This window comes from Bacillus sp. K2I17, assembly GCF_002209985.1.
Lineage (GTDB): Bacteria > Bacillota > Bacilli > Bacillales > Bacillaceae_G > Bacillus_A > Bacillus_A wiedmannii.
This window is the reverse complement of sequence record NZ_NJGF01000028.1, coordinates 1-22562: the sequence shown is the minus strand read 5'-3', so window position 1 is coordinate 22562 and position 22562 is coordinate 1. Positions and strand designations below refer to the sequence as shown.

Here is a 22562-nt window from a genome sequence, read left to right as displayed (position 1 = left end):
GATGGGAATTAAAAAGTATAATCCAACTACTAACGGTCGTCGTAATATGACTACGAATGATTTCGCTGAAATCACGACTGACAGACCAGAAAAGTCATTACTTGCTCCTTTAAGCAAGAAGGCTGGTCGTAATAACCAAGGTAAAATTACTGTACGTCATCAAGGTGGCGGACATAAGCGTCAATACCGTATCATCGACTTTAAGCGTAACAAAGATGGAATTCCAGGACGCGTTGCTACGATCGAATACGATCCAAACCGCTCTGCGAATATCGCATTAATTAACTACGTTGACGGTGAAAAACGTTACATTCTTGCTCCTAAATCTTTAGAAGTAGGTATGGAAGTTATGTCTGGCCCAGAAGCTGACATCAAAATCGGTAATGCATTACCATTAATCAACATTCCAGTAGGTACTGTTGTTCATAATATCGAGCTTAAGCCTGGTCGTGGCGGACAATTAGTTCGTTCTGCTGGTACTTCTGCTCAAGTACTTGGTAAAGAAGGTAAATACGTACTTGTACGTTTAACTTCTGGTGAAGTACGTCTTGTATTATCTGCTTGTCGCGCTTCAATCGGTCAAGTAGGTAACGAACAGCATGAACTTATCAAAATCGGTAAAGCAGGTCGCTCTCGCTGGTTAGGTAAACGCCCAACAGTTCGTGGTTCTGTAATGAACCCGGTTGATCACCCACACGGTGGTGGTGAAGGACGTTCTCCAATCGGACGTAAGTCTCCAATGTCTCCATGGGGTAAACCAACTCTTGGATTCAAGACTCGTAAGAAAAACAAAGCGTCTGACAAATTCATCGTTCGTCGTCGTAAAAAATAATGGGATTGTAGTACGGTTCATTTCTAGAACCGTACGCCAATCACGAAGGGAGGCACCAAAATGGCTCGTAGCTTAAAAAAAGGACCATTTGTCGATGATCACTTAATGAGCAAAATGGAAAAATTAGTTGCATCTGAGCAAAAACAAGTTGTTAAAACTTGGTCTCGCCGTTCAACAATCTTCCCTCAGTTCATCGGACACACAATCGCTGTATATGATGGTCGTAAACACGTACCTGTGTACATCACTGAGGATATGGTTGGCCATAAGTTAGGTGAATTCGCACCAACTCGTACGTATAAAGGTCACCTTGCTGACGATAAGAAAACTAGAAGATAATGAGAGGAGGCACTTCAATGCAAGCTAAAGCAGTAGCGAGAACAGTTCGTATTGCTCCTCGTAAAGTTCGTTTAGTAGTAGACTTAATCCGAGGTAAGCAAGTGGGTGAAGCGATTGCTATCCTTAACCACACACCAAAAACTGCTTCTCCAGTTGTAGAGAAAGTTTTAAAATCTGCAATCGCAAATGCAGAGCACAATTATGAGATGGATATTAACAACCTAGTTGTTGAAAAAGTTTTCGTTGACGAAGGTCCAACGTTGAAACGTTTCCGTCCACGTGCAATGGGTCGTGCAAGCCAAATTAACAAACGCACAAGCCACATTACAGTTGTGGTATCAGAAAAGAAGGAGGGATAATCGATGGGTCAAAAGGTTAATCCAATTGGTCTTCGTGTCGGCGTTATCCGTGACTGGGAATCTCGTTGGTTCGCAGAGAAAGATTATGCTACATTACTACATGAAGACATCAAAATCCGTGAGTACATTACTGTACGCTTAAAAGATTCTGCTGTTGCTAAAGTAGAAATCGAACGTGCAGCAAATCGTGTAAATGTTACAATTCACACTGCAAAACCTGGTATGGTAATTGGTAAAGGTGGTACTGAAGTTGAAGCACTTCGTAAAGCTCTTAACCAATTAACAGGCAAGCGTGTACACATCAACATTTTAGAAGTTAAGAGAGCTGATCTTAACGCTAAATTAGTAGGCGAAAACATCGCTCGTCAATTAGAAAACCGTGTATCATTCCGTCGTGCACAAAAGCAAGTTATTCAACGTGCTATGCGTGCAGGTGCTAAAGGTATTAAAACACAGGTTTCTGGTCGTCTTGGCGGAGCTGATATCGCTCGTGCAGAATCTTACAGTGAAGGAACTGTTCCACTTCATACACTTCGCGCTGATATTGACTATGCAGCAGTTGAAGCTGATACAACATACGGTAAATTAGGCGTAAAAGTATGGATCTACCGTGGAGAAGTCCTTCCTACAAAAAAGAAAGCTTCTGAGGAAGGAGGAAAATAATATGTTAATGCCAAAACGCGTAAAATATCGTAGAGAGCATCGTGGTAAAATGCGTGGTCGTGCAAAAGGTGGAACTGAAATTGCTTTCGGTGAATTCGGTTTACAAGCACAAGCTGCTTCATGGATTACAAACCGTCAAATCGAAGCTGCTCGTCGTGCAATGACTCGTTACATGAAACGTGGCGGTAAAGTATGGATTAAAATTTTCCCTTCTAAACCTTACACTGCAAAACCTCTAGAAGTACGTATGGGTTCCGGTAAAGGGGCACCAGAAGGCTGGGTAGCAGTAGTAAAACCTGGGAAAATTATGTTCGAAATCGCGGGTGTATCTGAAGAGGTAGCACGCGAAGCATTACGTCTTGCAGCTCACAAGTTACCTGTGAAATGTAAATTCGTAAAACGTGAAGAAAATGGTGGTGAATCTAATGAAAACTAATGATATTCGTGAATTAACCACTGCCGAAATCGAAACAAAAGTTAAAGCTTTAAAGGAAGAATTGTTCAATCTTCGCTTCCAACTTGCTACAGGACAATTAGAGAATCCAACTCGCATTCGTGAAGTGCGTAAAGCAATTGCTCGTATGAAAACTGTAGTTCGTGAAAGAGAGATCGGAATTAATCGATAAATTGAGGGGAGGTTTGCATAGTGAGCGAACGTAACCAACGCAAAGTTTATACTGGTCGTGTTGTGTCTGACAAAATGGACAAAACGATTACAGTTTTAGTTGAAACTTACAAAACTCATTCCTTGTACGGAAAACGTGTTAAGTATTCTAAGAAGTACAAAGCCCATGATGAGCAAAACCAAGCGAAACTTGGCGATATCGTTAAAATCATGGAAACTCGCCCGCTTTCTGCTACTAAGCGTTTCCGTTTAGTTGAAATCGTTGAAGAAGCGGTTATTATCTAAATAGACGAATCGGAATTTTTAGTCCGAAGGGAGGTTTCATAACATGATCCAACAAGAATCTCGTTTGAAAGTTGCTGACAACTCTGGTGCACGTGAACTTTTAACAATTAAAGTATTAGGCGGCTCTGGTCGTAAATATGCTAACATTGGTGACATTATCGTTGCTACGGTAAAACAAGCAACACCAGGTGGCGTTGTTAAAAAAGGTGACGTTGTTAAAGCAGTAGTGGTACGTACGAAGAGCGGAGCTCGTCGTCCGGACGGTTCTTATATCAAATTTGATGAAAACGCAGCGGTTATCATCAAAGACGATAAGAGCCCACGTGGTACTCGTATCTTCGGACCAGTAGCTCGTGAATTACGTGATAGCAACTTCATGAAGATCGTTTCTTTAGCTCCAGAAGTTCTATAATTTAAGGTATTGCCTTGCTAAGGAGGTGCAGAATTAAGATGCATGTAAAAAAAGGTGATAAAGTACAGGTAATCACTGGAAAAGACAAAGGAAAACAAGGCGTTATCCTTGTGGCTTTCCCAAAGCAAAACCGTGTTATCGTTGAGGGTGTTAACATCGTTAAAAAACACTCTAAGCCATCTCAATTAAATCCACAAGGTGGAATTATTACTAAAGAAGCACCTATTCACGTTTCTAACGTTATGGTTTTAGATCCGAAAACAGGTGAACCTACTCGCGTAGGCTTCAAAGTAGAAGATGGTAAAAAAGTTCGTATTGCAAAAAAATCTGGTGAATTATTAGATAAATAATTTTCTTAAGAAAGGAGGTCACTTCATTGAATCGCCTTAAAGAGAAGTTCCAAAAGGAAATTACTCCTGCTCTAGTGAGCAAGTTTAACTATAAATCTGTGATGGAAGTACCGAAAATCGAAAAGATCGTAATCAACACTGGTGTTGGTGACGCGGTATCTAACTCAAAAGCTTTAGACAATGCAGTAGAAGAATTAACACAAATCGCAGGTCAAAAACCTGTTGTAACTCGTGCTAAAAAATCAATCGCTGGTTTCCGTCTTCGTGAAGGTATGCCAATCGGTGCGAAAGTAACTTTACGCGGCGAGCAAATGTATGAGTTCTTCGACAAATTAGTATCAGTTTCTTTACCACGTGTACGTGATTTCCGTGGTGTTTCTAAGAAATCATTCGATGGTCGTGGGAACTACACATTAGGTGTTAAAGAGCAACTTATCTTCCCTGAGATCGATTATGATAAAGTAAGCAAAGTCCGCGGTATGGACATCGTAATCGTTACTACAGCGAAAACTGATGAAGAAGCTCGTGAACTTTTAACACAATTCGGTATGCCATTCCAAAAATAATGGAAACCAACGCTAAGTAGAGGAGGCGAAAACGTGGCTAAAAAATCTATGATAGCGAAACAAAAGCGTACTCCTAAGTTTAAAGTACAAGAGTATACACGTTGCGAACGCTGCGGTCGTCCGCATTCTGTATACCGCAAATTTAAGCTTTGCCGTATTTGTTTCCGTGAACTTGCATATAAAGGTCAAATTCCTGGTGTTAAAAAAGCTAGTTGGTAAAACCCACAAATGGGAAGGAGGTAAAACACATGGTGATGACAGATCCAATTGCAGACATGCTTACTCGCATCCGTAATGCGAACATGGTACGTCATGAGAAATTAGAGGTTCCTGCTTCTAAAATCAAAAAAGAGATCGCTGAACTTTTAAAACGTGAAGGTTTCATTCGTGATGTAGAATACATCGAGGATAACAAACAAGGTATCCTTCGTATTTTCCTGAAATATGGTGCAAACAATGAACGTGTAATCACTGGATTAAAACGTATCAGTAAACCTGGCTTACGCGTTTACGCTAAAGCTGATGAAGTACCACGTGTACTTAACGGATTAGGTATCGCTCTTGTTTCTACATCTAAGGGAGTAATGACAGACAAAGACGCTCGTCAATTACAAACTGGTGGAGAAGTAGTAGCATACGTTTGGTAATATATATTTAAAACGAACGGAGGTGTGACCACATGTCTCGTATTGGTAAAAAGATTCTTGAAATCCCTGCAGGTGTTACTATTACAATTGCAGAAGACAATACTGTAGCAGTAAAAGGCCCTAAAGGTGAATTAACTCGTAAATTCAATGCTGATATGTCTATCAAAATTGAAGAAAATACACTAACAGTTGAGCGTCCATCTGAACAGAAGGAACACCGTGCATTACACGGTACAACTCGTGCTTTAATCGGAAACATGGTTGAAGGTGTAACTACAGGTTTCGCACGCGGACTTGAATTAGTCGGTGTTGGTTACCGTGCTCAAAAACAAGGAGATAAACTTGTATTAAGCGTAGGTTATTCTCATCCAGTAGAAATGACTCCGGAAGCAGGTCTTGAAGTTGAAGTACCTGTACCAACTAAAATCGTAATCAAAGGTATCGACAAGCAACGTGTTGGCGAATTTGCTGCTAACATCCGTGCTGTACGTGCTCCTGAGCCTTATAAAGGTAAAGGTATTCGTTACGAAGGCGAAGTTGTTCGTCGTAAAGAAGGTAAAACTGCTAAGTAAACCCGTTAGGTGAGAGAAAGGAGTGACAAGAATGATCACTAAAGCTGATAAAAATGCGACTCGTAAGAAAAGACATGCACGTGTACGTGCTAAACTTACTGGTACTGCAGAACGTCCACGTTTAAACGTGTTCCGTTCTAACCAACATATTTACGCTCAAGTTATTGATGATGTAAATGGTGTAACGTTAGTAAGTGCATCTACTCTTGATAAAGACCTTGCTCTTAACGGTACTAGCAATACTGAAGCTGCTACGAAAGTAGGAGAATCAGTTGCTAAGCGTGCTGTAGAGAAAGGCGTTAAAGAAGTAGTATTCGATCGCGGTGGTTACTTATACCATGGCCGTGTTAAAGCTCTAGCTGAGGCTGCTCGTGAGGCTGGATTACAATTTTAATGGTCAAAGGAGGGAAAATTGATGCATCGCATTGACCCAAGTAAATTAGAACTTGAAGAACGTGTAGTTACGATAAATCGTGTCGCGAAAGTTGTTAAGGGTGGTCGTCGTTTCCGCTTTGCTGCACTAGTTGTAGTTGGCGATAAAAACGGTCATGTTGGATTCGGTACTGGTAAAGCACAAGAGGTACCAGACGCAATCCGCAAAGCTATCGAAGACGCTAAGAAAAACTTAATCGCTGTACCATTAGTTGGTACAACAATTCCACACACAATCAACGGTCATTTTGGAGCTGGTGAAGTATTCTTAAAACCTGCTGCTGAAGGTACTGGTGTTATTGCTGGTGGACCTGTTCGTGCGGTACTTGAATTAGCTGGTGTACAAGATATTCTTTCGAAATCTCTTGGTTCTAACACACCAATCAACATGATTCGCGCTACTGTGAACGGATTAAGCGAACTTAAGCGCGCTGAAGATGTTGCAAAATTACGCGGTAAATCTGTAGAAGAGCTACTAGGTTAAGGAGGGAAAACAAATGGCGAAAAAGTTAGAAATTACCCTCACTCGTAGTGTAATTGGTCGTCCACAAGATCAACGTGCGACGGTAGAAGCTTTAGGTCTTAAAAAGTTGAATTCAACTGTAGTTAAGGAAGAAACTCCTGCTATTCTTGGTATGATCAACAAAGTTTCTCACCTTATAACTGTAACAGAAGCTTAAGGATAACTCATTAATATAAGGAGGTGCCTGGGAATGAAACTTCATGAATTAAAACCTGCAGAAGGTTCTCGTAAAGTACGTAACCGTGTCGGTCGTGGTATCGGTTCTGGTAACGGTAAAACTGCTGGTAAAGGTCATAAAGGACAAAACGCACGTTCTGGTGGCGGTGTTCGTCTTGGCTTCGAAGGTGGTCAAACTCCATTATTCCGTCGTTTACCAAAACGCGGCTTCACAAACATTAACCGTAAAGAGTTTACTATTGTAAACTTATCAACGTTAAATCGTTTTGAAGATGGTACAGAAGTAACACCTGAATTATTGCTGGAAACTGGCGTTATCAGCAAGTTAAACGACGGTGTTAAAATTCTTGCAAGCGGCGCAGTAGAGAAAAAATTAACTGTTAAAGCGCACAAGTTCTCTTCAAGTGCTAAAGAAGCAATTGAAGCAGCTGGCGGATCAGTTGAGGTGATCTAATGTTTCGTACAATCTCCAACTTTATGCGCGTTGCTGAGATAAGACGTAAAATATTATTCACTTTAGCGATGTTAATCGTATTCAGAATTGGCACGTTTATCCCAGTGCCATTTACAAATGGAGACGTACTGAAAGCACAAGATCAATTAAATGCCTTAGGTATCCTAAATACATTTGGCGGTGGCGCCTTGAAAAACTTCTCCATCTTCGCGATGGGAATCATGCCGTATATTACAGCATCCATCATCGTGCAATTATTGCAGATGGATGTTGTTCCTAAATTTTCGGAATGGTCGAAGCAAGGTGAAATGGGCCGTCGTAAACTAACGCAATTCACGCGTTACTTTACAATTGTTCTTGCGTTTATTCAGGGGTTTGGTATGTCAATTGGTTTTAACGGTATGGTAGGTGGGCAATTAATTTTGAATCCTGGTTGGAGCACTTATTTATACATTGCTACGGTACTGACTGCTGGTACTGCATTTTTAATGTGGTTAGGTGAACAGATTACAGCTAAAGGTGTAGGTAATGGTATTTCCATCCTTATCTTTGGCGGTATTGCCGCAGCGATCCCAAGTGTTATATCTCAAGTGTATCAACAACAGTTTCAAAATATCGGAGATCAATTGTTCATGAGTATCGTTAAAGTTGCATTGATCTTACTAGCTGTGCTAGCGGTTATTGTTGGTGTTATTTTCATTCAACAGGCTGTTAGAAAGATCCCAATTCAATATGCGAAGCGTGTAACAGGAGGGAATGGGAATCATGCTGGAGCACAAAACACACATTTACCCCTTAAGGTAAATAGTGCGGGTGTTATTCCAGTCATTTTTGCTGTTTCATTCTTAATTACGCCTCCAACTATTGCACAGTTCTTCCCGAATCATGATGTATCGCAGTGGATCATTGCAAACTTTAACTATTCTCACCCAGTGGGAATGATCATATATGTTGCGCTCATTGTAGCCTTCACATATTTCTATGCGTTTGTTCAGGTTAATCCAGAGCAAATGTCAGAGAATCTAAACAAACAAGGTGGATATGTTCCAGGTATTCGTCCGGGTAAGAATACGGAACAATATCTAACAAAAATCTTGTATCGTTTGACCTTTGTAGGATCAATTTTCCTAGCAGCGATTGCAATCTTACCAGTTATCTTTACGAAATTGGGAAATCTTCCTCCATCTGCACAGATTGGTGGAACGAGTATGTTAATCGTTGTCGGCGTTGCTTTAGAAACAATGAAGCAGCTAGAAAGTCAACTGGTAAAACGCCATTACAAAGGGTTTATCAAGCAATGAGTAAGTGGGAAGAATTGTCTTCCCTACATGCTCATGTACTCTGAGGGGGAACAAGGATGAACTTAATTTTAATGGGGCTTCCTGGTGCTGGTAAAGGTACACAAGCCGAACAGATTGTTGCCAAGTATAACATCCCTCACATTTCAACAGGAGATATGTTTCGTGCAGCTATGAAGGCTGAAACTGAAATGGGTCTACAAGCAAAATCTTTTATTGATAAAGGTGCACTTGTTCCAGATGAAGTTACAATCGGAATCGTTCGTGAACGTTTAAGTCAAGAAGACTGCGTAAGAGGTTTCTTACTAGACGGTTTCCCACGAACTGTTGCACAAGCATCAGCTCTTGAAGAGATTATGAAAGATCTTGGTAAAAAAATCGACTATGTTTTAAACATTAATGTGGATTCAGGGTTGTTATTAACACGCCTTACAGGCCGTCGCATTTGTAAAGAGTGCGGTGCGACTTACCACTTAGAATTCAATCCACCAGCAAAAGCTGATGTGTGCGATAAATGTGGTGGCGAATTATATCAACGCTCTGATGACAATGAAGAAACTGTGGCAAATCGTTTAGATGTAAATATTAAGCAAACAAAACCTTTGCTTGATTTCTACGAGGAGCTTGGTTACTTACAAAGCATTAATGGTGAGCAAGATATCAATAAAGTATTTGCTGATATCGATGTTCTCATCGGAGGCTTAGCGTAATGATCATCTGCAAAACTCCTCGCGAGATAGAAATCATGCGAGAAGCTGGCAGGATCGTTGCTTTAACTCATCAAGAGTTGAAACAGCATATTACTCCAGGAATTACAACGAAAGAGCTCGATCAAATAGCGGAAAAGACGATTCAAAAATATGGTGCTACGCCATCTTTTAAAGGATACAACGGATTTCCGGGGAGCATATGTGCTTCTGTAAATGAAGAGCTTGTACACGGAATTCCAGGGAAGCGCAAGCTCGAAGAGGGCGATATCATCAGTATCGATATTGGTGCGAAATACAATGGGTACCATGGAGATTCTGCATGGACGTATCCAGTTGGAAACATTTCTGAATCTGTTCAAAAGCTACTTGATGTCACAGAAAAATCGTTGTATCTTGGTCTAGAACAAGTAAAACCAGGCGAAAGATTATCAAATATCTCACATGCGGTTCAAACCCATGCTGAAGAGAATGGGTTCTCGATCGTTAGGGAGTATGTTGGTCACGGAATCGGGCAAGACTTACATGAGGACCCTCAAATCCCGCACTATGGTCCACCAAATAGAGGCCCTAGATTAAAGCCGGGAATGGTCATCTGTGTTGAGCCGATGGTGAATCAAGGAAGACGATATGTAAAAACACTATCTGATGACTGGACAGTGGTAACGGTAGATGGTAAATGGTGTGCACACTTTGAGCACACGATTGCTCTTACAGAAGCAGGATACGAAATCCTTACCACTTTATAAGTAGCTGGCTCTCCGGGATTTCAGAGCAGTGTAAAATGTTACTGATTTGAAGAAGGGAGAACTATTGAATGGCTAAAGATGATGTAATTGAAGTCGAAGGTACCGTTCTTGAAACGTTGCCAAATGCTATGTTCAAAGTAGAATTAGAGAATGGGCATGTCGTATTGGCTCACGTTTCTGGTAAAATCCGTATGAACTTCATTCGTATTTTACCAGGAGACAAAGTTACGGTAGAATTATCTCCGTACGATTTAAATCGTGGTCGTATTACGTACCGTTTTAAATAATATAGCACTCCGTAATCTTTAAGGAGGTTCGAGACATGAAAGTAAGACCGTCAGTTAAACCAATCTGCGAAAAATGTAAAGTTATTCGTAGACGTGGAAAAGTAATGGTTATTTGTGAAAACCCTAAACATAAACAAAAACAAGGTTAATCAGAAGGAGGTGCATTCAGAATGGCACGTATCGCAGGTGTAGATATTCCTCGAGACAAACGCGTTGTTATTTCTTTAACTTACGTATTCGGCATTGGTCGCACAACTGCTGAAAAAATTCTAACTGAAGCTGGTATTTCTTCAGAAACACGAGTTCGTGATTTAACGGAAGACGAACTAGGACGTATCCGTGATATCATCGATCGTATTAAAGTTGAGGGAGACCTTCGTCGTGAAGTATCTCTTAACATTAAACGTCTAATGGAGATCGGTTCTTACCGTGGTCTTCGTCACCGTCGTGGTTTACCAGTTCGTGGTCAAAACTCTAAAAACAATGCTCGTACACGTAAAGGTCCACGTCGTACAGTAGCAAATAAAAAGAAATAATAAGTAAAGGAGGTTGAACTAACAATGGCACGTAAAACAAACACTCGTAAAAAACGTGTGAAAAAGAATATTGAAGCTGGTATAGCTCATATTCGTTCTACTTTCAACAACACAATCGTAACACTTACAGATACTCATGGTAACGCACTTTCTTGGTCTAGTGCTGGTGCACTTGGTTTCCGTGGATCTCGTAAGTCTACTCCATTCGCTGCGCAAATGGCTGCTGAAGCTGCTGCTAAAGTTGCAATGGAGCACGGTTTAAAAACTTTAGAGGTTACTGTTAAAGGTCCTGGTGCTGGTCGTGAAGCTGCAATTCGTGCTCTTCAAGCTGCAGGTCTAGAAGTAACAGCAATTAGAGATGTTACTCCAGTTCCTCATAATGGATGTCGTCCACCAAAACGTCGTCGTGTGTAATTTTTCTGTATAGAATTTTCCCTTTTGTCTATAATGGATATGATGCATTATCGAGAAATTTCGTACAGAAACATCGCTTGTTGTGCACAATCGGGAACTGCCTAAGGGGGACTTTCGGTTAGACAGGGGGTATCCCTTTGTTTAACCGGGGTTTCGACGTTTTGAAGGAGGGTTTAGTTAATGATTGAAATCGAAAAGCCGAAAATCGAAACGGTTGAACTTAACGAAGATGCTAAATATGGTAAATTCGTAATTGAACCGCTTGAGCGTGGATATGGTACTACTTTGGGTAACTCCTTACGTCGTATTCTTTTATCCTCACTCCCTGGTGCCGCTGTTACTGCTATCCAAATCGATGGCGTATTACATGAATTTTCAACAGTTGAGGGCGTAGTAGAAGACGTTACGACGATCATCTTAAACTTGAAAAAGTTAGCTCTTAAAATCTACTCTGAAGAAGAGAAGACGTTGGAAATTGATGTGCAGGGCGAAGGTATTGTCACAGCTGCTGATATTACTCATGATAGTGATGTAGAAATCTTAAATCCAGATTTACACATTGCAACGTTAGCAAAAAATGCGCATTTCCGCATGCGTTTAACTGCAAAGCGTGGCCGTGGGTATACGCCAGCTGATGCAAATAAAAGCGAAGATCAACCAATAGGAGTAATTCCTATTGATTCTATTTATACTCCAGTATCACGTGTGACTTACCAAGTGGAAAAGACACGTGTCGGACAAGTGGCTAATTATGATAAGCTTACGCTTGATGTATGGACGGATGGAAGCATCGGGCCAAAAGAAGCTATCTCTTTAGGTGCCAAAATCTTAACTGAGCATTTAAATATCTTTGTTGGTTTAACTGATGAAGCACAAAATGCTGAGATTATGGTCGAGAAGGAAGAAGATCAAAAAGAGAAAGTTCTTGAGATGACTATCGAAGAACTAGATCTTTCTGTTCGTTCTTATAATTGCCTAAAACGTGCAGGAATTAATACTGTACAAGAGCTTGCGAACAAAACAGAAGAAGATATGATGAAAGTTCGTAACTTAGGACGTAAATCCTTAGAAGAAGTTAAACATAAGCTTGAGGAATTAGGTTTAGGTTTACGTAAAGACGACTGAGGATTTAAACCCATCAACAAAGGAGGGAACTACGAATGGCATACAGAAAATTAGGCCGTACAAGTGCGCAACGTAAAGCTATGTTACGTGATTTAGCTACTGATTTAATTATCAACGAGCGCATCCAAACGACAGAAACTCGTGCAAAAGAACTTCGTTCTGTAGTGGAAAAAATGATCACTTTAGGTAAACGCGGAGATCTTCACGCTCGTCGTCAAGCAGCAGCTTTCATTCGCAATGAAGTAGCTAACGCTGAGACTGGTCAAGATGCACTTCAAAAATTATTCGCTGATGTAGCTCCACGCTATGCTGAGCGCCAAGGCGGATACACTCGTATTGCAAAAATTGGTCCACGTCGCGGAGACGCAGCACCAATGGTAATTATCGAGTTAGTATAATGATAATTAAAAGGGCAGGACAGTTCTTTTCAAGAAACTGGTCATGGCCCTTTTTTTTAAATATAAAAATAGGCTAACTTGGCGAAGGAAAGGGTGCCTTGTATTGAAAAAAGAGAAACTTCGGACAGAAAATATATCATTTCAATATCCTGGGGCAGCCACTTATGCATTAAAAGATGTTTCATTTGCCTTGTATGAGGGAGAATGGGTATCTGTTATTGGACAAAACGGTTCAGGGAAGTCTACACTTGCAAAATTATTGAATGGTTTGTTTTTGCCGGAAGCAGGGACTATTACAGTAAATGATACAATGGTTTTATCAGAGGAAACGGTATGGGATGTTCGAAAACAAATTGGGATGGTATTTCAAAATCCAGACAATCAATTTGTTGGAACGACAGTGCAAGACGACGTTGTTTTTGGCTTAGAGAATATCGGAATGCCAAGAGAGCAAATGGTAGAAAGATTAAATCAGGCTCTCAAACTTGTCCGTATGGAAGATTTTCTTAATGATGAACCTCATTCGTTATCTGGTGGGCAAAAGCAGCGAGTGGCAATAGCAGGCGTTTTAGCACTTCAGCCATCTATTTTGATATTAGATGAAGCAACGTCAATGTTAGATCCTCAAGGGAGACGTGAAGTAGTAGAAACGGTTAGACAACTTGTTAATCAAAAAGGTATTACCGTGTTATCAATTACGCACGATTTAGAAGAAGCGGCACAATCAGATCGTGTCATTATTTTAAACAAGGGAGAAATATTAGAGGAAGGGACTCCAAAGCAAATCTTCAAGTCCTCTCATATGCTCCAAGAAATTGGATTAGATGTACCATTTTCAGTGAAAATAGCAGAATTATTAAAAAGAAATGAAATTCTCTTGCAAAATACGCATCTTACAATGGAAAGCTTGGTGAACGAACTTTGGAGATTACATTCCAAAAAGTAGAACATCGTTATCAATATAAAACTCCATTTGAAAGACGCGCACTTTATGATGTAGACGTGTCGTTTCCAAGTGGGGGCTATTATGCCATTATCGGTCATACTGGTTCAGGTAAGTCGACGATGATTCAACATTTAAATGGTTTATTGCAGCCGACGAATGGCACAGTTCAAATTGGTGAACATTTCATTTCGGCAGGAAAGAAAGAAAAAAAGCTAAAGCCACTACGTAAAAAGGTAGGGGTTGTCTTTCAATTCCCAGAACATCAGTTGTTTGAAGAGACTGTGGAGAAGGATATTTGTTTCGGCCCTACTAATTTTGGGGTATCTGTAGAAGAAGCGAAGCAAAAGGCAAGAGAGGCAATTGAACTTGTAGGGTTAGAGCCAGAACTGTTAACACGTTCACCGTTTGAGTTAAGTGGTGGGCAAATGAGGCGTGTTGCGATAGCGGGTGTATTGGCGATGGAACCCGAAGTGCTTGTATTAGATGAACCTACAGCAGGACTAGATCCAAAAGGGCAGAATGAACTTATGGAGATGTTTTATAAGCTGCATAAGGAAAAAGGTCTTACAGTTATCCTAGTAACACATAATATGGAGGATGCTGCTAAGTATGCAGAGCAGATTGTAGTCATGCATAAAGGAACGGTCTTTTTGCAAGGAAGTGCAGAGGAAGTATTTTCACATGCTGATGAACTAGAGAAAATTGGCGTGGATCTTCCTATGTCTTTAAAGTATAAACGTGCAATTGAAGAGAAGTTTGGCATTTCAATCCCAAAGGCTACCTTATCTTTAGAGGATCTTACTCATGAAGTTGTGCAGGTGTTACGAAAAGGTGGTCATGAATCATGCAGCAGTTGATTATTGGAAGATATATTCCAGGGAAGTCTCTTATTCATCAACTTGATCCACGTACGAAGCTGCTGATTGTCTTTTTATATGTATTTGTTGTTTTCTTAGCAAATAATGCGATTTCATATGGATTTTTATTTTTATATGCACTCATTGCTTTATTTTTTGCAAAAGTGCCGATTCGTTATGTACTTTCGGGCTTAAAACCAATTCTATGGATTTTTCTTTTTACATTTTTCCTGCATATTTTTACAAATAAAGAAGGGGAAGTACTATTCCAGCTTGGTTGGTTTTCGATACATGAAAAAGGATTAGAGCAAGGGATATACATTTCTATACGATTCTTCGTTATTATTTTAATGACAACATTATTAACGTTAACGACGACACCTATTGAGATTACAGATGGTTTGGAGACGTTATTAAAGCCGTTGAAACGTATAAAAGTTCCTGTTCATGAAATCGCATTAATGATGTCAATTTCTCTTCGTTTTATTCCGACATTAATGGATGAAACGAGTAAAATAATGAAGGCACAATCTTCACGCGGTATTGATTTCGCAGGAGGACCGATAAAAGATAGGATGAAAGCTATTATCTCACTACTCGTTCCTCTATTTATCAGTGCTTTTAAGCGTGCTGAGGACTTAGCAATTGCTATGGAAGCACGTGGGTATCAAAATGGTGAAGGACGTACTAAATTTAGGCAACTACGCTGGAAAACAAGTGATACAGTAACGATAATAAGCTTACTTTGTTTAGCTTGTATTTTGGCATGGGTGCGATCGTAATGGAGAATAGAGAAATGGATAGAATAAAATGTACGGTTGCATATGATGGCATGCATTTTTGTGGTTATCAAATTCAGCCGCAGCATCGTACTGTTCAACAAGAGATTGAGAAAGCTTTGCAGAAATTGCATAAAGGAGCGCTTGTTCGTGTTCAGGCATCGGGCAGAACGGATTCTACCGTTCACGCTAAAGGACAAGTCATACACTTTGATACACCGTTGTCGCTTGAAGAGTGGCAATGGAGTAATGCATTAAACACAATGTTGCCAGATGATATTGTTATCAGACAGGTAGAGAAAAAAACAGAAGAATTTCATGCGCGTTACGGTGTCGAGAGAAAAGAATATCGTTATCGTGTATTATTATCAAAGACTGCGGATGTATTCCGTAGAAATTACGTATATCAATATCCATATCCGCTCGAAATAAGCTCTATAAGAAAGGCGATTCCTTATTTTATTGGAACGCATGATTTCACTTCTTTTTGTTCGGCAAAAACTGACAAAAAAGATAAGGTGCGAACGATTTATGAAATTGAGTTAATTGAGCAAGGCGATGAATTAATTTTTCGTTTTGTAGGTAATGGATTTTTATATAATATGGTCAGAATTATTGTTGGTACGTTACTTAGCGTAGGGCAAGGAAAGCTTGATCCTGATAGCATTCCAGAGATTTTAGCGAAACAAAATCGTCAGTTTGCTGGAAAGATGGCTCCAGGTCATGGACTTTACTTATGGCAGGTAAACTATAACAACTAATCCTGGTGTAACATTTGCTTGACATTAGAAACTCAAAAGTATATCATAACATATGGTATTGTTTCTAAAACCACGATTAGCCCCGGAAGGAAATCGTGTTTAAGATAAACAATAGATTTTTTCTATGGAAAAGATAACGAGGAGGGAAACACATGCGTACGACTTTTATGGCAAAAGCTAACGAAGTTGAGCGTAAATGGTATGTGGTTGATGCTGAAGGTCAAACTTTAGGTCGCCTATCTACTGAAGTAGCATCTATTTTACGCGGTAAAAACAAACCTACATTTACACCACACGTTGACACGGGTGATCATGTAATTATTATTAACGCTGAAAAAATTCATTTAACAGGTAATAAATTAAACGATAAAATTTACTACCGTCACACTAACCACCCAGGTGGACTTAAACAAAGAACAGCTCTAGAAATGCGTACAAACTACCCTGTACAAATGTTAGAGCTTGCAATTAAAGGGATGCTTCCAAAAGGACGTTTAGGACGTCAAGTATCTAAGAAATTAAACGTGTATGCTGGAGCAGAGCATCCACACCAAGCACAAAAACCAGAAGTTTACGAACTTCGCGGATAATCAATTAAAGGAGGGCTTACTTTGGCACAGGTTCAATACTATGGCACTGGACGTCGTAAGAGTTCAGTAGCGCGCGTACGCCTAGTTCCAGGCGAAGGACGCGTTATCATTAACGGTCGTGATTTTGAAAACTATATCCCATTTGCTGCATTACGTGAAGTAGTGAAACAACCTCTAGTTGCAACAGAAACTTTAGGTAACTACGATGTACTTGTAAACGTAAATGGTGGTGGATACACTGGTCAAGCTGGTGCTATTCGTCACGGTATTTCTCGCGCTTTATTAAAAGCTGATCCAGAATACCGTCTAACACTAAAACGTGCAGGTCTATTAACTCGTGACGCACGTATGAAAGAGCGTAAAAAATACGGTCTTAAAGGCGCACGTCGTGCACCTCAGTTCTCAAAACGTTAATTTTTGCGAACTACAAACCCCAACCATTTTGGTTGGGGTTTTTTTATGTTTCATTCCTCTTTTGAAATTTTTGTAGTTTGGAATATTTTAGTGCTATTCTCTCGCGTATGCTTCTTCTTTAGAAGTTTAGACTAATACGTATTAGGGAGGTTTATAAGTACTATGAATGTCATTGTCAGCTTACAAGAAAAACAAAAAGAAAAGCAGTTGAAATATGAACGGAAGATGCTGCGAGAATTATCATTAAAAACATTACGTTCAAATATTAGGGATGCCTTTCAGATGCAGGAACTTCATCGTCAGTATGAAGATTACTGTATTGAATTAGGGATAGAATCGTATTTATTAGGAGCGAGATACAGTAAGTTTGGTTATTATGGTGAATCATTCTTTGATGTGAAATATAGAGCCTTAGAAGAAGAGCAACAATTAACGGAAACACTATTCCAATTTTTAACGAGCATGACTATGCGGGAAATTAAGTTACAAGATGAGGAATTACTTTTTGAATCTTGCCAGCAGTTTATCGGCTTATGGTGGCAGGAAGGATATGAAAAAGGTGAAAGAAGATATCGATTAAAGCTTCATTAAGACAAGCATAAACTTTCCTCTTGTCCCATATAAGTAATTAGAGGGACTAGCTGGAGGAGGAAAGGTATGAAGAGAATTCGAATTATCTCTTTTGCACTCGCTGCGGTTGTTTTGTTTTTTTTAGTCAAACAAGAATTTCAAATTACAAAATCGTGGCGAGCTTGGAATTTACCCTTATCAGGGAAAGTGATTGTATTAGATGCTGGGCATGGTGGGCCAGACGGAGGGGCTGTTGGTGGAAAAGATATTATAGAAAAAGATATTACGCTTGAAATTACAAAGAAGGTACAAGATTATTTACAAGAACAAGGTGCACTAGTTATTTTAACACGTGAGGGAGATTATGATTTAGCTCAGAAAGATACAAAATCATATAGTAGACGTAAAGCAGAGGATTTAAAAAAGCGTGTAGAGATTATTAATAAGCCTGATGTAGACTTTTTTGCGAGTATTCATTTAAATGCTTTAACTAGTAGTGGATCGAAAGGCGCACAAACGTTCTACTATCGTTCTTCGGTTGAAAATGAACGTGCTGCGAAATTTATACAAGCTGAATTGAGAACGAGTTTAGAGAATACGAATCGTTCTGCTAAAACAATTTCTCATGTGTATTTATTGAAGTATGCGAAAACGCCAGGTGCTCTAATTGAAGCTGGCTTTTTATCGAATGTAAACGAAAGGTATATGTTAAATTCGGAGAAATATCAGCAAAAGGTAGCGGCTGCAGTATATCGTGGTATATTACGTTATTTCACGGAAAAAGGGAATCCTCCAGAATAAGGAGGATTTTTTGAGTTTCTCTCGTTAACGAAGTTTTCCGAAAATATGTTATACTGGAAATGTAAACGCATTTATTTCAAAAATAAAGAGAGATAAATTTAATTAACATTACGTTATTTTTCATACAGGGGGCTGGGCTAACTATGGTAACGAAAGAGCAAGTAGTGGAAGCGTTAGAAGGGATTGTAGATCCGTTTTTACATAAAACGTTAAAAGAAACAGGTGCAATTAAAGAGGTAACAGTTAAGCCTGAGAAGGAACATGTAAGTGTTAAAATTGCAATTGTAAAAACCGGTACAGCGGAACAAATGCAATTGCAATCTGGAATTGTAAAATTAGTAAAAGAACTAGGAGCAGCAACAGTAGGGCTTCGCTTTGCAGAATTTACAGAAGAGGAATTAGCTCAGTTTGCACCGGAACAGGAAGAAGAGCAAACTGAATCTTTATTGTCACCAAATTCAAAAACAACATTTTTAGCAGTGGCGAGTGGAAAAGGTGGAGTCGGAAAATCAACAGTTTCTGTTAACCTTGCTATTGCTTTAGCTCGTCTAGGTAAAAAGGTTGGTATCATTGATGCTGATATTTATGGTTTTAGCGTACCGGATATGATGGGGATAGAAAAACGTCCTGTTGTAAGAGGAGATAGAATCATTCCAGTGGAGCGTCTAGGTGTAAAGGTAATTTCAATGGGATTCTTTGTAGAAGATAATGCACCGGTTATTTGGAGAGGCCCTATGCTTGGGAAAATGTTAAATCACTTCTTTACAGAAGTAGAGTGGGGCGATTTAGACTATTTAGTTTTAGATTTACCACCGGGTACAGGTGATGTTGCGCTAGACTTACACTCAATGTTGCCAGCTTGTAAAGAGATTATTGTAACAACGCCACATCCAACAGCGGCATTTGTGGCAGCGCGTGCTGGAGCCATGGCTTTACGTACAGAACATAGTATTCTTGGTGTTGTTGAAAATATGGCGTATTTTGAAAGTAAAACAACTGGTGAAAAAGAATATGTGTTTGGAAGAGGTGGAGGAGATAAATTAGCTACAGAACTTCAAACAGAAGTACTTGGCCGAATCCCGCTTCAACAACCTGATTGGAATAAAGATGACTTTGCGCCTTCAGTATATGAAGATACACATACGACGGGTCTTATTTATCGTACGATAGCTGAGACAGTAATTGATAAAATAGCTGTCGCGCAAAAATAAAATAATAATGAGTGGACGATACATATATTGTCCACTCATTATTATAATTATTATTTTTACTGTTGCTCCTTTTTACCGTCTTGGGAACCACCTTCACCGCCTGCTTCTTTTTTATCAGATCCACTTTTTTCGGCCTTTTGTACACCTTTACTAATAATATCAATCATCTTAGCTTGGAAGAGTGGGCTTTCAGCAGTTTCTGTTAGTACTTGTTGTAAATATTGGCGGTATTCTTTGCTCTTCATTGTTTGTAACATTATTTTTTCTACTTCAGGGTTTTTCATAATTTCTATAACGCCTGCTTGGTATTCAGGGTCTTTTAGTAATGTTTTCATTAAGGTTGTTTGTTCTTTCCCCATACTTTTAGCGAATTTCGATGAGAACTCAGGGTCTTTAAAGAGCTTTTCCCAGAATTGTTGCCCTTTGTCGGATACCATTGCATCTTCAATCGTTTTCTTTACTACTGTTTCATCTAGTATGAGTGCTTGTTTCATTTTTTCATCAGTTAACACATCTTGAATGGCTTTCTTACCTTGATCGGTTTTTAAAATATCAACAATCATTTTCTTCGTTTGATCATAATCAAGTTCGGACTTTGCTTCTTTTCCTTGTGCACATGCTACAAGTACAAGAAATAGAAAAGAAGAAGTCAAAACGAGCAGCATCCGTTTCATAAGTTGGAACTCCTTTCAACACAGTTCTCTCTTTTTAATATAAATATCTTTAAGGAATTTATACATGAACATGGCTAGCTTTTTGAAATTGTCATTGATACAATTTAATTAGAAATATAAGGATAATGGGGGATGTGTTGTGAATAGCCGCAAGTGGGTACGCCTGTTTTTTACGACGTTGTTTCTAGGTGGGATTAGCACGGTCATTATTGGGTTTGTTCTGGAGTGGGACAAGTACGCTAAATTTTTTCAAAATTTCGACGGAAAGGAGATTTTAGCAGTTTCCTTCTGGTTGATGGGTGTAGGATTTATTTTTAGTGTTATAAGTCAAATGGGGTTCTTTGCCTATTTAACAATCCATCGTTTTGGACTGGGGATGTTCAGGTCACCTTCTTTATGGAATGCAGTCCAGCTCTTCTTTATTGCATTCGTTTTATTTGATTTCGTGTATTTAAGATCCATATTGATTGCAAATGGGGAAGTTTCGTTAGGGAATAACATACTTGTTGCAGGTGTATTATTTGTGTTTGGGGCGATTGTTGCTTACATAAAAAGTAAAGAAACGAATAGAAAGGCATTTGTGCCCGCTTTGTTCTTTATGGTTGTTGTAACAATTCTTGAGTGGGTACCAGCGCTTCGTATTAATGACACAGATTGGTTGTATTTAATGGTGATACCACTTTTATTATGTAATGCATATCAGTTACTTATATTACATCGTTTAATTGGAAAGGCGAGTAAGTCAGCTTAAGTAAGAGAGATTTTTGAGTTTTTATGCAGGGTGGTTGTACGAATATAAATATCGGGATGAAAAAAGCTCTACTACCTTAATGATAGGTAGTAGAGCTTTTTATGTGTGAAGGCACGAGGGAAAAGAATTACCTTACATCTTTACTTTTTGTACTTGTGTTAGAAATAAGTTGTGATACCGATATTTGCTCATATCCGTCACTCTTTAATTTTTGTAGAAGCAGTGGTAAAGCTTTATTTGTTTGAAGGGCAGAATCGGATGCATGTAATAAGACGATATCTCCACCTTTTAAATTAGTAGAGACATTGGAAACGATATTGTTTACACCTGGGTTTTTCCAGTCGTTTGAGTTATTACTCCAATGGACGATGGTGTATCCGAGTGATTCTGCTATTTTAAGTGTTGCTTTGTTAAAGTCTCCACTAGGTGGACGTAATAGTTTGACTTGTTTCACACCAAGTTTTGTAAAAACATCTTGTGCTCGTAAAAGATCTCTTCGTATTTCATTTGTCTCTAGAGAAGTGTAGGACGTGTAATTATAGCCCATACTACCGATTTCATGTCCATCTTTTATGATGCGTTCAACAACATCAGGGTGTCTTTCTGCCCATGCAGCAGAAACGAAGAAGGTTGCATTCTTAATGTCTCTTTCTTTAAGTGTATCAAGGATTGGAATTGCTTTTTTGTCTCCCCAACTAATATCAAACGTGAATGCAACTTGTTTTTTAGAGGTGTCTCCTTTGTAAATAACTTTAGGTCCTGTCGCAGTTGAAAAAGCAGATTCATGTGAATATGTTTTCAAAAAGAGAAGCCATGCTGTAAATAAGGAAAGTATCACTATTAAGCTAATGTGTTTAAAAGCTCGTTTACTCGTAATAAAAAAGAAAAACATAATATTACGCCCCTTTGTCCAATCCTTTTCAGTTACATATATGCTTTAAATATTAAAAAGAGAACAAAGGATTAATATCGTAAGCAGTGGATATAATGAATGATAGGATTTTGATAAGTGAAAATGAGCGTAACGTTTATTGCTTTGTAAGAAATGATTGAGGTGATGATTTGCTTGGGTTTATGTTAACGAAAGAAGAGAAAAAAGAAATGGAATACATATTGAAGAGAGAGTTAGAAGAACTGTTATTTGATTTTGAAGATGAACGTATTCATGACGTTGTAAAAAAGGCGATGGAAGAAAGATATAAAATCATTTTTTGTTTGTTTCGAAGAGTCGCTAATGCAGAAGAGTGTATGCGTTATGTAAGGAAAAGAATTTTTTATTAAAAAGTGTTGACGTTAATAGTTATTATATGATAGATTAATAACCGTCGCTGATGCGGAAACGCAGAAGACGATAAAAAAGAAATTTGAAAAACTTAGTTGACATTGAAAAATGAAGATGTTAACATAAGGAAGTCGCAAATGAGCGACCAAGTAGTTCTTTGAAAACTGAACGAAACA

The 22562-nt window shown here is 39.0% G+C and carries 39 protein-coding genes; 37 read left to right on the top strand and 2 right to left on the bottom strand.

Features of this window, described 5'->3' with window-relative positions:
- Position 1: 1 nt before the first annotated feature.
- The 35 genes from rplB (at position 2) to CER22_RS23630 (ending at position 19679) form a co-directional block, all read left to right on the top strand.
- On the top strand, positions 2–832 hold the full coding sequence (gene rplB, locus CER22_RS23800; protein ID WP_000511583.1) for a 50S ribosomal protein L2: 831 nt from the start codon (positions 2–4) through the stop codon (positions 830–832).
- A 60-nt stretch (positions 833–892) separates the two neighbouring features.
- Positions 893–1171 (top strand): 30S ribosomal protein S19, encoded by a 279-nt coding sequence (rpsS, locus tag CER22_RS23795; protein WP_000124454.1) that lies wholly within the window; start codon positions 893–895, stop codon positions 1169–1171.
- A gap of 17 nt (positions 1172–1188) precedes the next feature.
- Positions 1189–1530 (top strand): 50S ribosomal protein L22, encoded by a 342-nt coding sequence (gene rplV / locus CER22_RS23790; protein WP_001148024.1) that lies wholly within the window; start codon positions 1189–1191, stop codon positions 1528–1530.
- Positions 1531–1533: 3 nt separating this feature from the next.
- Complete coding sequence (gene rpsC, locus CER22_RS23785; protein ID WP_000529958.1) at positions 1534–2193, top strand: 30S ribosomal protein S3; 660 nt, start codon at positions 1534–1536, stop codon at positions 2191–2193.
- A 1-nt stretch (position 2194) separates the two neighbouring features.
- Positions 2195–2629 carry a 50S ribosomal protein L16 gene (gene rplP, locus CER22_RS23780; RefSeq protein WP_000928969.1) on the top strand — a complete coding sequence of 145 codons (435 nt, stop codon included), beginning with the start codon at positions 2195–2197 and terminating at the stop codon, positions 2627–2629.
- Positions 2619–2819 (top strand): 50S ribosomal protein L29, encoded by a 201-nt coding sequence (gene rpmC, locus CER22_RS23775; RefSeq protein WP_000855718.1) that lies wholly within the window; start codon positions 2619–2621, stop codon positions 2817–2819. The genes rplP and rpmC overlap by 11 nt, the downstream gene beginning before the upstream one ends.
- Before the next feature lie 20 nt (positions 2820–2839).
- Positions 2840–3103 (top strand): 30S ribosomal protein S17, encoded by a 264-nt coding sequence (rpsQ, locus tag CER22_RS23770; RefSeq protein ID WP_000004106.1) that lies wholly within the window; start codon positions 2840–2842, stop codon positions 3101–3103.
- 43 nt (positions 3104–3146) lie between these two features.
- Positions 3147–3515: a 50S ribosomal protein L14 gene (gene rplN / locus CER22_RS23765; protein WP_000615912.1), complete on the top strand. Its 369-nt coding sequence runs from the start codon at positions 3147–3149 to the stop codon at positions 3513–3515.
- Positions 3516–3553: 38 nt separating this feature from the next.
- On the top strand, positions 3554–3865 hold the full coding sequence (gene rplX / locus CER22_RS23760; RefSeq protein ID WP_000558201.1) for a 50S ribosomal protein L24: 312 nt from the start codon (positions 3554–3556) through the stop codon (positions 3863–3865).
- Between the two features lie 26 nt (positions 3866–3891).
- Positions 3892–4431: a 50S ribosomal protein L5 gene (gene rplE / locus CER22_RS23755; protein WP_001080829.1), complete on the top strand. Its 540-nt coding sequence runs from the start codon at positions 3892–3894 to the stop codon at positions 4429–4431.
- A gap of 33 nt (positions 4432–4464) precedes the next feature.
- Positions 4465–4650, top strand: coding sequence for a 30S ribosomal protein S14 (gene rpsN / locus CER22_RS23750; protein ID WP_001085700.1), 186 nt, complete (start codon positions 4465–4467; stop codon positions 4648–4650).
- A gap of 29 nt (positions 4651–4679) precedes the next feature.
- On the top strand, positions 4680–5078 hold the full coding sequence (gene rpsH / locus CER22_RS23745; RefSeq protein WP_000245511.1) for a 30S ribosomal protein S8: 399 nt from the start codon (positions 4680–4682) through the stop codon (positions 5076–5078).
- Positions 5079–5110: 32 nt separating this feature from the next.
- Positions 5111–5650 carry a 50S ribosomal protein L6 gene (rplF, locus tag CER22_RS23740; RefSeq protein ID WP_000086550.1) on the top strand — a complete coding sequence of 180 codons (540 nt, stop codon included), beginning with the start codon at positions 5111–5113 and terminating at the stop codon, positions 5648–5650.
- Positions 5651–5681: 31 nt separating this feature from the next.
- A complete protein-coding gene (gene rplR, locus CER22_RS23735) occupies positions 5682–6044 on the top strand; it encodes a 50S ribosomal protein L18 (RefSeq protein WP_000628818.1) in 363 nt (120 codons plus the stop codon).
- 21 nt (positions 6045–6065) lie between these two features.
- Positions 6066–6566, top strand: coding sequence for a 30S ribosomal protein S5 (gene rpsE / locus CER22_RS23730; RefSeq protein ID WP_000554646.1), 501 nt, complete (start codon positions 6066–6068; stop codon positions 6564–6566).
- A gap of 13 nt (positions 6567–6579) precedes the next feature.
- Positions 6580–6762 carry a 50S ribosomal protein L30 gene (gene rpmD, locus CER22_RS23725; RefSeq protein WP_001085232.1) on the top strand — a complete coding sequence of 61 codons (183 nt, stop codon included), beginning with the start codon at positions 6580–6582 and terminating at the stop codon, positions 6760–6762.
- Between the two features lie 33 nt (positions 6763–6795).
- Positions 6796–7236 carry a 50S ribosomal protein L15 gene (gene rplO, locus CER22_RS23720; RefSeq protein ID WP_000766083.1) on the top strand — a complete coding sequence of 147 codons (441 nt, stop codon included), beginning with the start codon at positions 6796–6798 and terminating at the stop codon, positions 7234–7236.
- Complete coding sequence (gene secY, locus CER22_RS23715; protein WP_000490119.1) at positions 7236–8537, top strand: preprotein translocase subunit SecY; 1302 nt, start codon at positions 7236–7238, stop codon at positions 8535–8537. The genes rplO and secY overlap by 1 nt, the downstream gene beginning before the upstream one ends.
- 56 nt (positions 8538–8593) lie before the next feature.
- On the top strand, positions 8594–9244 hold the full coding sequence (locus tag CER22_RS23710) for an adenylate kinase (RefSeq protein WP_001048998.1): 651 nt from the start codon (positions 8594–8596) through the stop codon (positions 9242–9244).
- Complete coding sequence (map, locus tag CER22_RS23705) at positions 9244–9990, top strand: type I methionyl aminopeptidase (protein WP_000582534.1); 747 nt, start codon at positions 9244–9246, stop codon at positions 9988–9990. The genes CER22_RS23710 and map overlap by 1 nt, the downstream gene beginning before the upstream one ends.
- A gap of 68 nt (positions 9991–10058) precedes the next feature.
- Positions 10059–10277, top strand: a complete 219-nt coding sequence (infA, locus tag CER22_RS23700) for a translation initiation factor IF-1 (RefSeq protein WP_001029884.1) — start codon at positions 10059–10061, stop codon at positions 10275–10277.
- 35 nt (positions 10278–10312) lie between these two features.
- Positions 10313–10426 carry a 50S ribosomal protein L36 gene (gene rpmJ, locus CER22_RS23695; protein WP_000868344.1) on the top strand — a complete coding sequence of 38 codons (114 nt, stop codon included), beginning with the start codon at positions 10313–10315 and terminating at the stop codon, positions 10424–10426.
- Positions 10427–10447: 21 nt separating this feature from the next.
- Positions 10448–10813, top strand: coding sequence for a 30S ribosomal protein S13 (gene rpsM, locus CER22_RS23690; RefSeq protein WP_000090790.1), 366 nt, complete (start codon positions 10448–10450; stop codon positions 10811–10813).
- Between the two features lie 24 nt (positions 10814–10837).
- The gene (gene rpsK / locus CER22_RS23685; RefSeq protein WP_000101797.1) at positions 10838–11227 is read left to right on the top strand and encodes a 30S ribosomal protein S11; all 390 of its coding nucleotides are present in this window, start codon (positions 10838–10840) and stop codon (positions 11225–11227) included.
- 180 nt (positions 11228–11407) lie between these two features.
- Entirely contained in the window at positions 11408–12352 is a 945-nt protein-coding gene (locus tag CER22_RS23680) for a DNA-directed RNA polymerase subunit alpha (RefSeq protein ID WP_000569644.1), read from the top strand.
- Between the two features lie 35 nt (positions 12353–12387).
- Positions 12388–12750: a 50S ribosomal protein L17 gene (gene rplQ, locus CER22_RS23675; RefSeq protein WP_000331490.1), complete on the top strand. Its 363-nt coding sequence runs from the start codon at positions 12388–12390 to the stop codon at positions 12748–12750.
- A 103-nt stretch (positions 12751–12853) separates the two neighbouring features.
- A complete protein-coding gene (locus CER22_RS23670; RefSeq protein ID WP_137035281.1) occupies positions 12854–13696 on the top strand; it encodes an energy-coupling factor ABC transporter ATP-binding protein in 843 nt (280 codons plus the stop codon).
- Positions 13672–14553, top strand: coding sequence for an energy-coupling factor ABC transporter ATP-binding protein (locus CER22_RS23665; protein WP_000406519.1), 882 nt, complete (start codon positions 13672–13674; stop codon positions 14551–14553). Before CER22_RS23670 ends, CER22_RS23665 begins: the two co-directional genes overlap by 25 nt.
- A complete protein-coding gene (locus tag CER22_RS23660) occupies positions 14541–15335 on the top strand; it encodes an energy-coupling factor transporter transmembrane component T family protein (RefSeq protein ID WP_087983922.1) in 795 nt (264 codons plus the stop codon). The genes CER22_RS23665 and CER22_RS23660 overlap by 13 nt, the downstream gene beginning before the upstream one ends.
- A 14-nt stretch (positions 15336–15349) precedes the next feature.
- Positions 15350–16093: a tRNA pseudouridine(38-40) synthase TruA gene (gene truA / locus CER22_RS23655; protein ID WP_088061486.1), complete on the top strand. Its 744-nt coding sequence runs from the start codon at positions 15350–15352 to the stop codon at positions 16091–16093.
- Between the two features lie 152 nt (positions 16094–16245).
- A complete protein-coding gene (gene rplM / locus CER22_RS23650) occupies positions 16246–16683 on the top strand; it encodes a 50S ribosomal protein L13 (protein WP_001260795.1) in 438 nt (145 codons plus the stop codon).
- 21 nt (positions 16684–16704) lie between these two features.
- Complete coding sequence (rpsI, locus tag CER22_RS23645) at positions 16705–17097, top strand: 30S ribosomal protein S9 (RefSeq protein ID WP_000079986.1); 393 nt, start codon at positions 16705–16707, stop codon at positions 17095–17097.
- Positions 17098–17259: 162 nt separating this feature from the next.
- Positions 17260–17688, top strand: a complete 429-nt coding sequence (locus tag CER22_RS23640; RefSeq protein ID WP_001101006.1) for a YbaK family protein — start codon at positions 17260–17262, stop codon at positions 17686–17688.
- Positions 17689–17754: 66 nt separating this feature from the next.
- The gene (gene cwlD / locus CER22_RS23635) at positions 17755–18468 is read left to right on the top strand and encodes an N-acetylmuramoyl-L-alanine amidase CwlD (RefSeq protein WP_000822446.1); all 714 of its coding nucleotides are present in this window, start codon (positions 17755–17757) and stop codon (positions 18466–18468) included.
- A gap of 143 nt (positions 18469–18611) precedes the next feature.
- Entirely contained in the window at positions 18612–19679 is a 1068-nt protein-coding gene (locus CER22_RS23630) for an Mrp/NBP35 family ATP-binding protein (protein WP_000256609.1), read from the top strand.
- A 56-nt stretch (positions 19680–19735) separates the two neighbouring features.
- On the opposite strand, the gene gerD is transcribed toward CER22_RS23630, so the two are convergent.
- Positions 19736–20353, bottom strand: coding sequence for a spore germination protein GerD (gerD, locus tag CER22_RS23625; protein WP_087983920.1), 618 nt, complete (start codon positions 20351–20353; stop codon positions 19736–19738).
- A gap of 139 nt (positions 20354–20492) precedes the next feature.
- Here gerD and kbaA point away from each other — a divergent pair, with 139 nt between their 5' ends.
- A complete protein-coding gene (gene kbaA, locus CER22_RS23620; RefSeq protein ID WP_087983919.1) occupies positions 20493–21104 on the top strand; it encodes a KinB signaling pathway activation protein KbaA in 612 nt (203 codons plus the stop codon).
- 127 nt (positions 21105–21231) lie between these two features.
- Here kbaA and pdaB read toward each other — a convergent pair whose 3' ends face one another.
- Entirely contained in the window at positions 21232–21996 is a 765-nt protein-coding gene (gene pdaB / locus CER22_RS23615) for a polysaccharide deacetylase family sporulation protein PdaB (RefSeq protein WP_000464700.1), read from the bottom strand.
- 170 nt (positions 21997–22166) lie between these two features.
- On the opposite strand from pdaB, the gene CER22_RS23610 reads away from it, so the two are divergent.
- Positions 22167–22385, top strand: coding sequence for a hypothetical protein (locus CER22_RS23610; protein WP_000900297.1), 219 nt, complete (start codon positions 22167–22169; stop codon positions 22383–22385).
- Positions 22386–22562 lie beyond the last annotated feature (177 nt).

Excerpts from the sequence above, each read along its gene's own strand:
- rplB (WP_000511583.1), top strand. The coding sequence starts at position 2 with ATGGGAATTAAAAAGTATAATCCAACTACTAACGGTCGTCGTAATATG.
- rpsS (WP_000124454.1), top strand. The coding sequence starts at position 893 with ATGGCTCGTAGCTTAAAAAAAGGACCATTTGTCGATGATCACTTAATG.
- rplV (WP_001148024.1), top strand. The coding sequence starts at position 1,189 with ATGCAAGCTAAAGCAGTAGCGAGAACAGTTCGTATTGCTCCTCGTAAA.
- rpsC (WP_000529958.1), top strand. The coding sequence starts at position 1,534 with ATGGGTCAAAAGGTTAATCCAATTGGTCTTCGTGTCGGCGTTATCCGT.
- rplP (WP_000928969.1), top strand. The coding sequence starts at position 2,195 with ATGTTAATGCCAAAACGCGTAAAATATCGTAGAGAGCATCGTGGTAAA.
- rpmC (WP_000855718.1), top strand. The coding sequence starts at position 2,619 with ATGAAAACTAATGATATTCGTGAATTAACCACTGCCGAAATCGAAACA.
- rplN (WP_000615912.1), top strand. The coding sequence starts at position 3,147 with ATGATCCAACAAGAATCTCGTTTGAAAGTTGCTGACAACTCTGGTGCA.
- rplX (WP_000558201.1), top strand. The coding sequence starts at position 3,554 with ATGCATGTAAAAAAAGGTGATAAAGTACAGGTAATCACTGGAAAAGAC.
- rpsH (WP_000245511.1), top strand. The coding sequence starts at position 4,680 with ATGGTGATGACAGATCCAATTGCAGACATGCTTACTCGCATCCGTAAT.
- rplF (WP_000086550.1), top strand. The coding sequence starts at position 5,111 with ATGTCTCGTATTGGTAAAAAGATTCTTGAAATCCCTGCAGGTGTTACT.
- rplR (WP_000628818.1), top strand. The coding sequence starts at position 5,682 with ATGATCACTAAAGCTGATAAAAATGCGACTCGTAAGAAAAGACATGCA.
- rpsE (WP_000554646.1), top strand. The coding sequence starts at position 6,066 with ATGCATCGCATTGACCCAAGTAAATTAGAACTTGAAGAACGTGTAGTT.
- rpmD (WP_001085232.1), top strand. The coding sequence starts at position 6,580 with ATGGCGAAAAAGTTAGAAATTACCCTCACTCGTAGTGTAATTGGTCGT.
- rplO (WP_000766083.1), top strand. The coding sequence starts at position 6,796 with ATGAAACTTCATGAATTAAAACCTGCAGAAGGTTCTCGTAAAGTACGT.
- secY (WP_000490119.1), top strand. The coding sequence starts at position 7,236 with ATGTTTCGTACAATCTCCAACTTTATGCGCGTTGCTGAGATAAGACGT.
- CER22_RS23710 (WP_001048998.1), top strand. The coding sequence starts at position 8,594 with ATGAACTTAATTTTAATGGGGCTTCCTGGTGCTGGTAAAGGTACACAA.
- map (WP_000582534.1), top strand. The coding sequence starts at position 9,244 with ATGATCATCTGCAAAACTCCTCGCGAGATAGAAATCATGCGAGAAGCT.
- infA (WP_001029884.1), top strand. The coding sequence starts at position 10,059 with ATGGCTAAAGATGATGTAATTGAAGTCGAAGGTACCGTTCTTGAAACG.
- rpmJ (WP_000868344.1), top strand. The coding sequence starts at position 10,313 with ATGAAAGTAAGACCGTCAGTTAAACCAATCTGCGAAAAATGTAAAGTT.
- rpsM (WP_000090790.1), top strand. The coding sequence starts at position 10,448 with ATGGCACGTATCGCAGGTGTAGATATTCCTCGAGACAAACGCGTTGTT.
- rpsK (WP_000101797.1), top strand. The coding sequence starts at position 10,838 with ATGGCACGTAAAACAAACACTCGTAAAAAACGTGTGAAAAAGAATATT.
- CER22_RS23680 (WP_000569644.1), top strand. The coding sequence starts at position 11,408 with ATGATTGAAATCGAAAAGCCGAAAATCGAAACGGTTGAACTTAACGAA.
- rplQ (WP_000331490.1), top strand. The coding sequence starts at position 12,388 with ATGGCATACAGAAAATTAGGCCGTACAAGTGCGCAACGTAAAGCTATG.
- CER22_RS23660 (WP_087983922.1), top strand. The coding sequence starts at position 14,541 with ATGCAGCAGTTGATTATTGGAAGATATATTCCAGGGAAGTCTCTTATT.
- truA (WP_088061486.1), top strand. The coding sequence starts at position 15,350 with ATGGATAGAATAAAATGTACGGTTGCATATGATGGCATGCATTTTTGT.
- rplM (WP_001260795.1), top strand. The coding sequence starts at position 16,246 with ATGCGTACGACTTTTATGGCAAAAGCTAACGAAGTTGAGCGTAAATGG.
- CER22_RS23640 (WP_001101006.1), top strand. The coding sequence starts at position 17,260 with ATGAATGTCATTGTCAGCTTACAAGAAAAACAAAAAGAAAAGCAGTTG.
- cwlD (WP_000822446.1), top strand. The coding sequence starts at position 17,755 with ATGAAGAGAATTCGAATTATCTCTTTTGCACTCGCTGCGGTTGTTTTG.
- CER22_RS23630 (WP_000256609.1), top strand. The coding sequence starts at position 18,612 with ATGGTAACGAAAGAGCAAGTAGTGGAAGCGTTAGAAGGGATTGTAGAT.
- gerD (WP_087983920.1), bottom strand. The coding sequence starts at position 20,353 with ATGAAACGGATGCTGCTCGTTTTGACTTCTTCTTTTCTATTTCTTGTA.
- pdaB (WP_000464700.1), bottom strand. The coding sequence starts at position 21,996 with ATGTTTTTCTTTTTTATTACGAGTAAACGAGCTTTTAAACACATTAGC.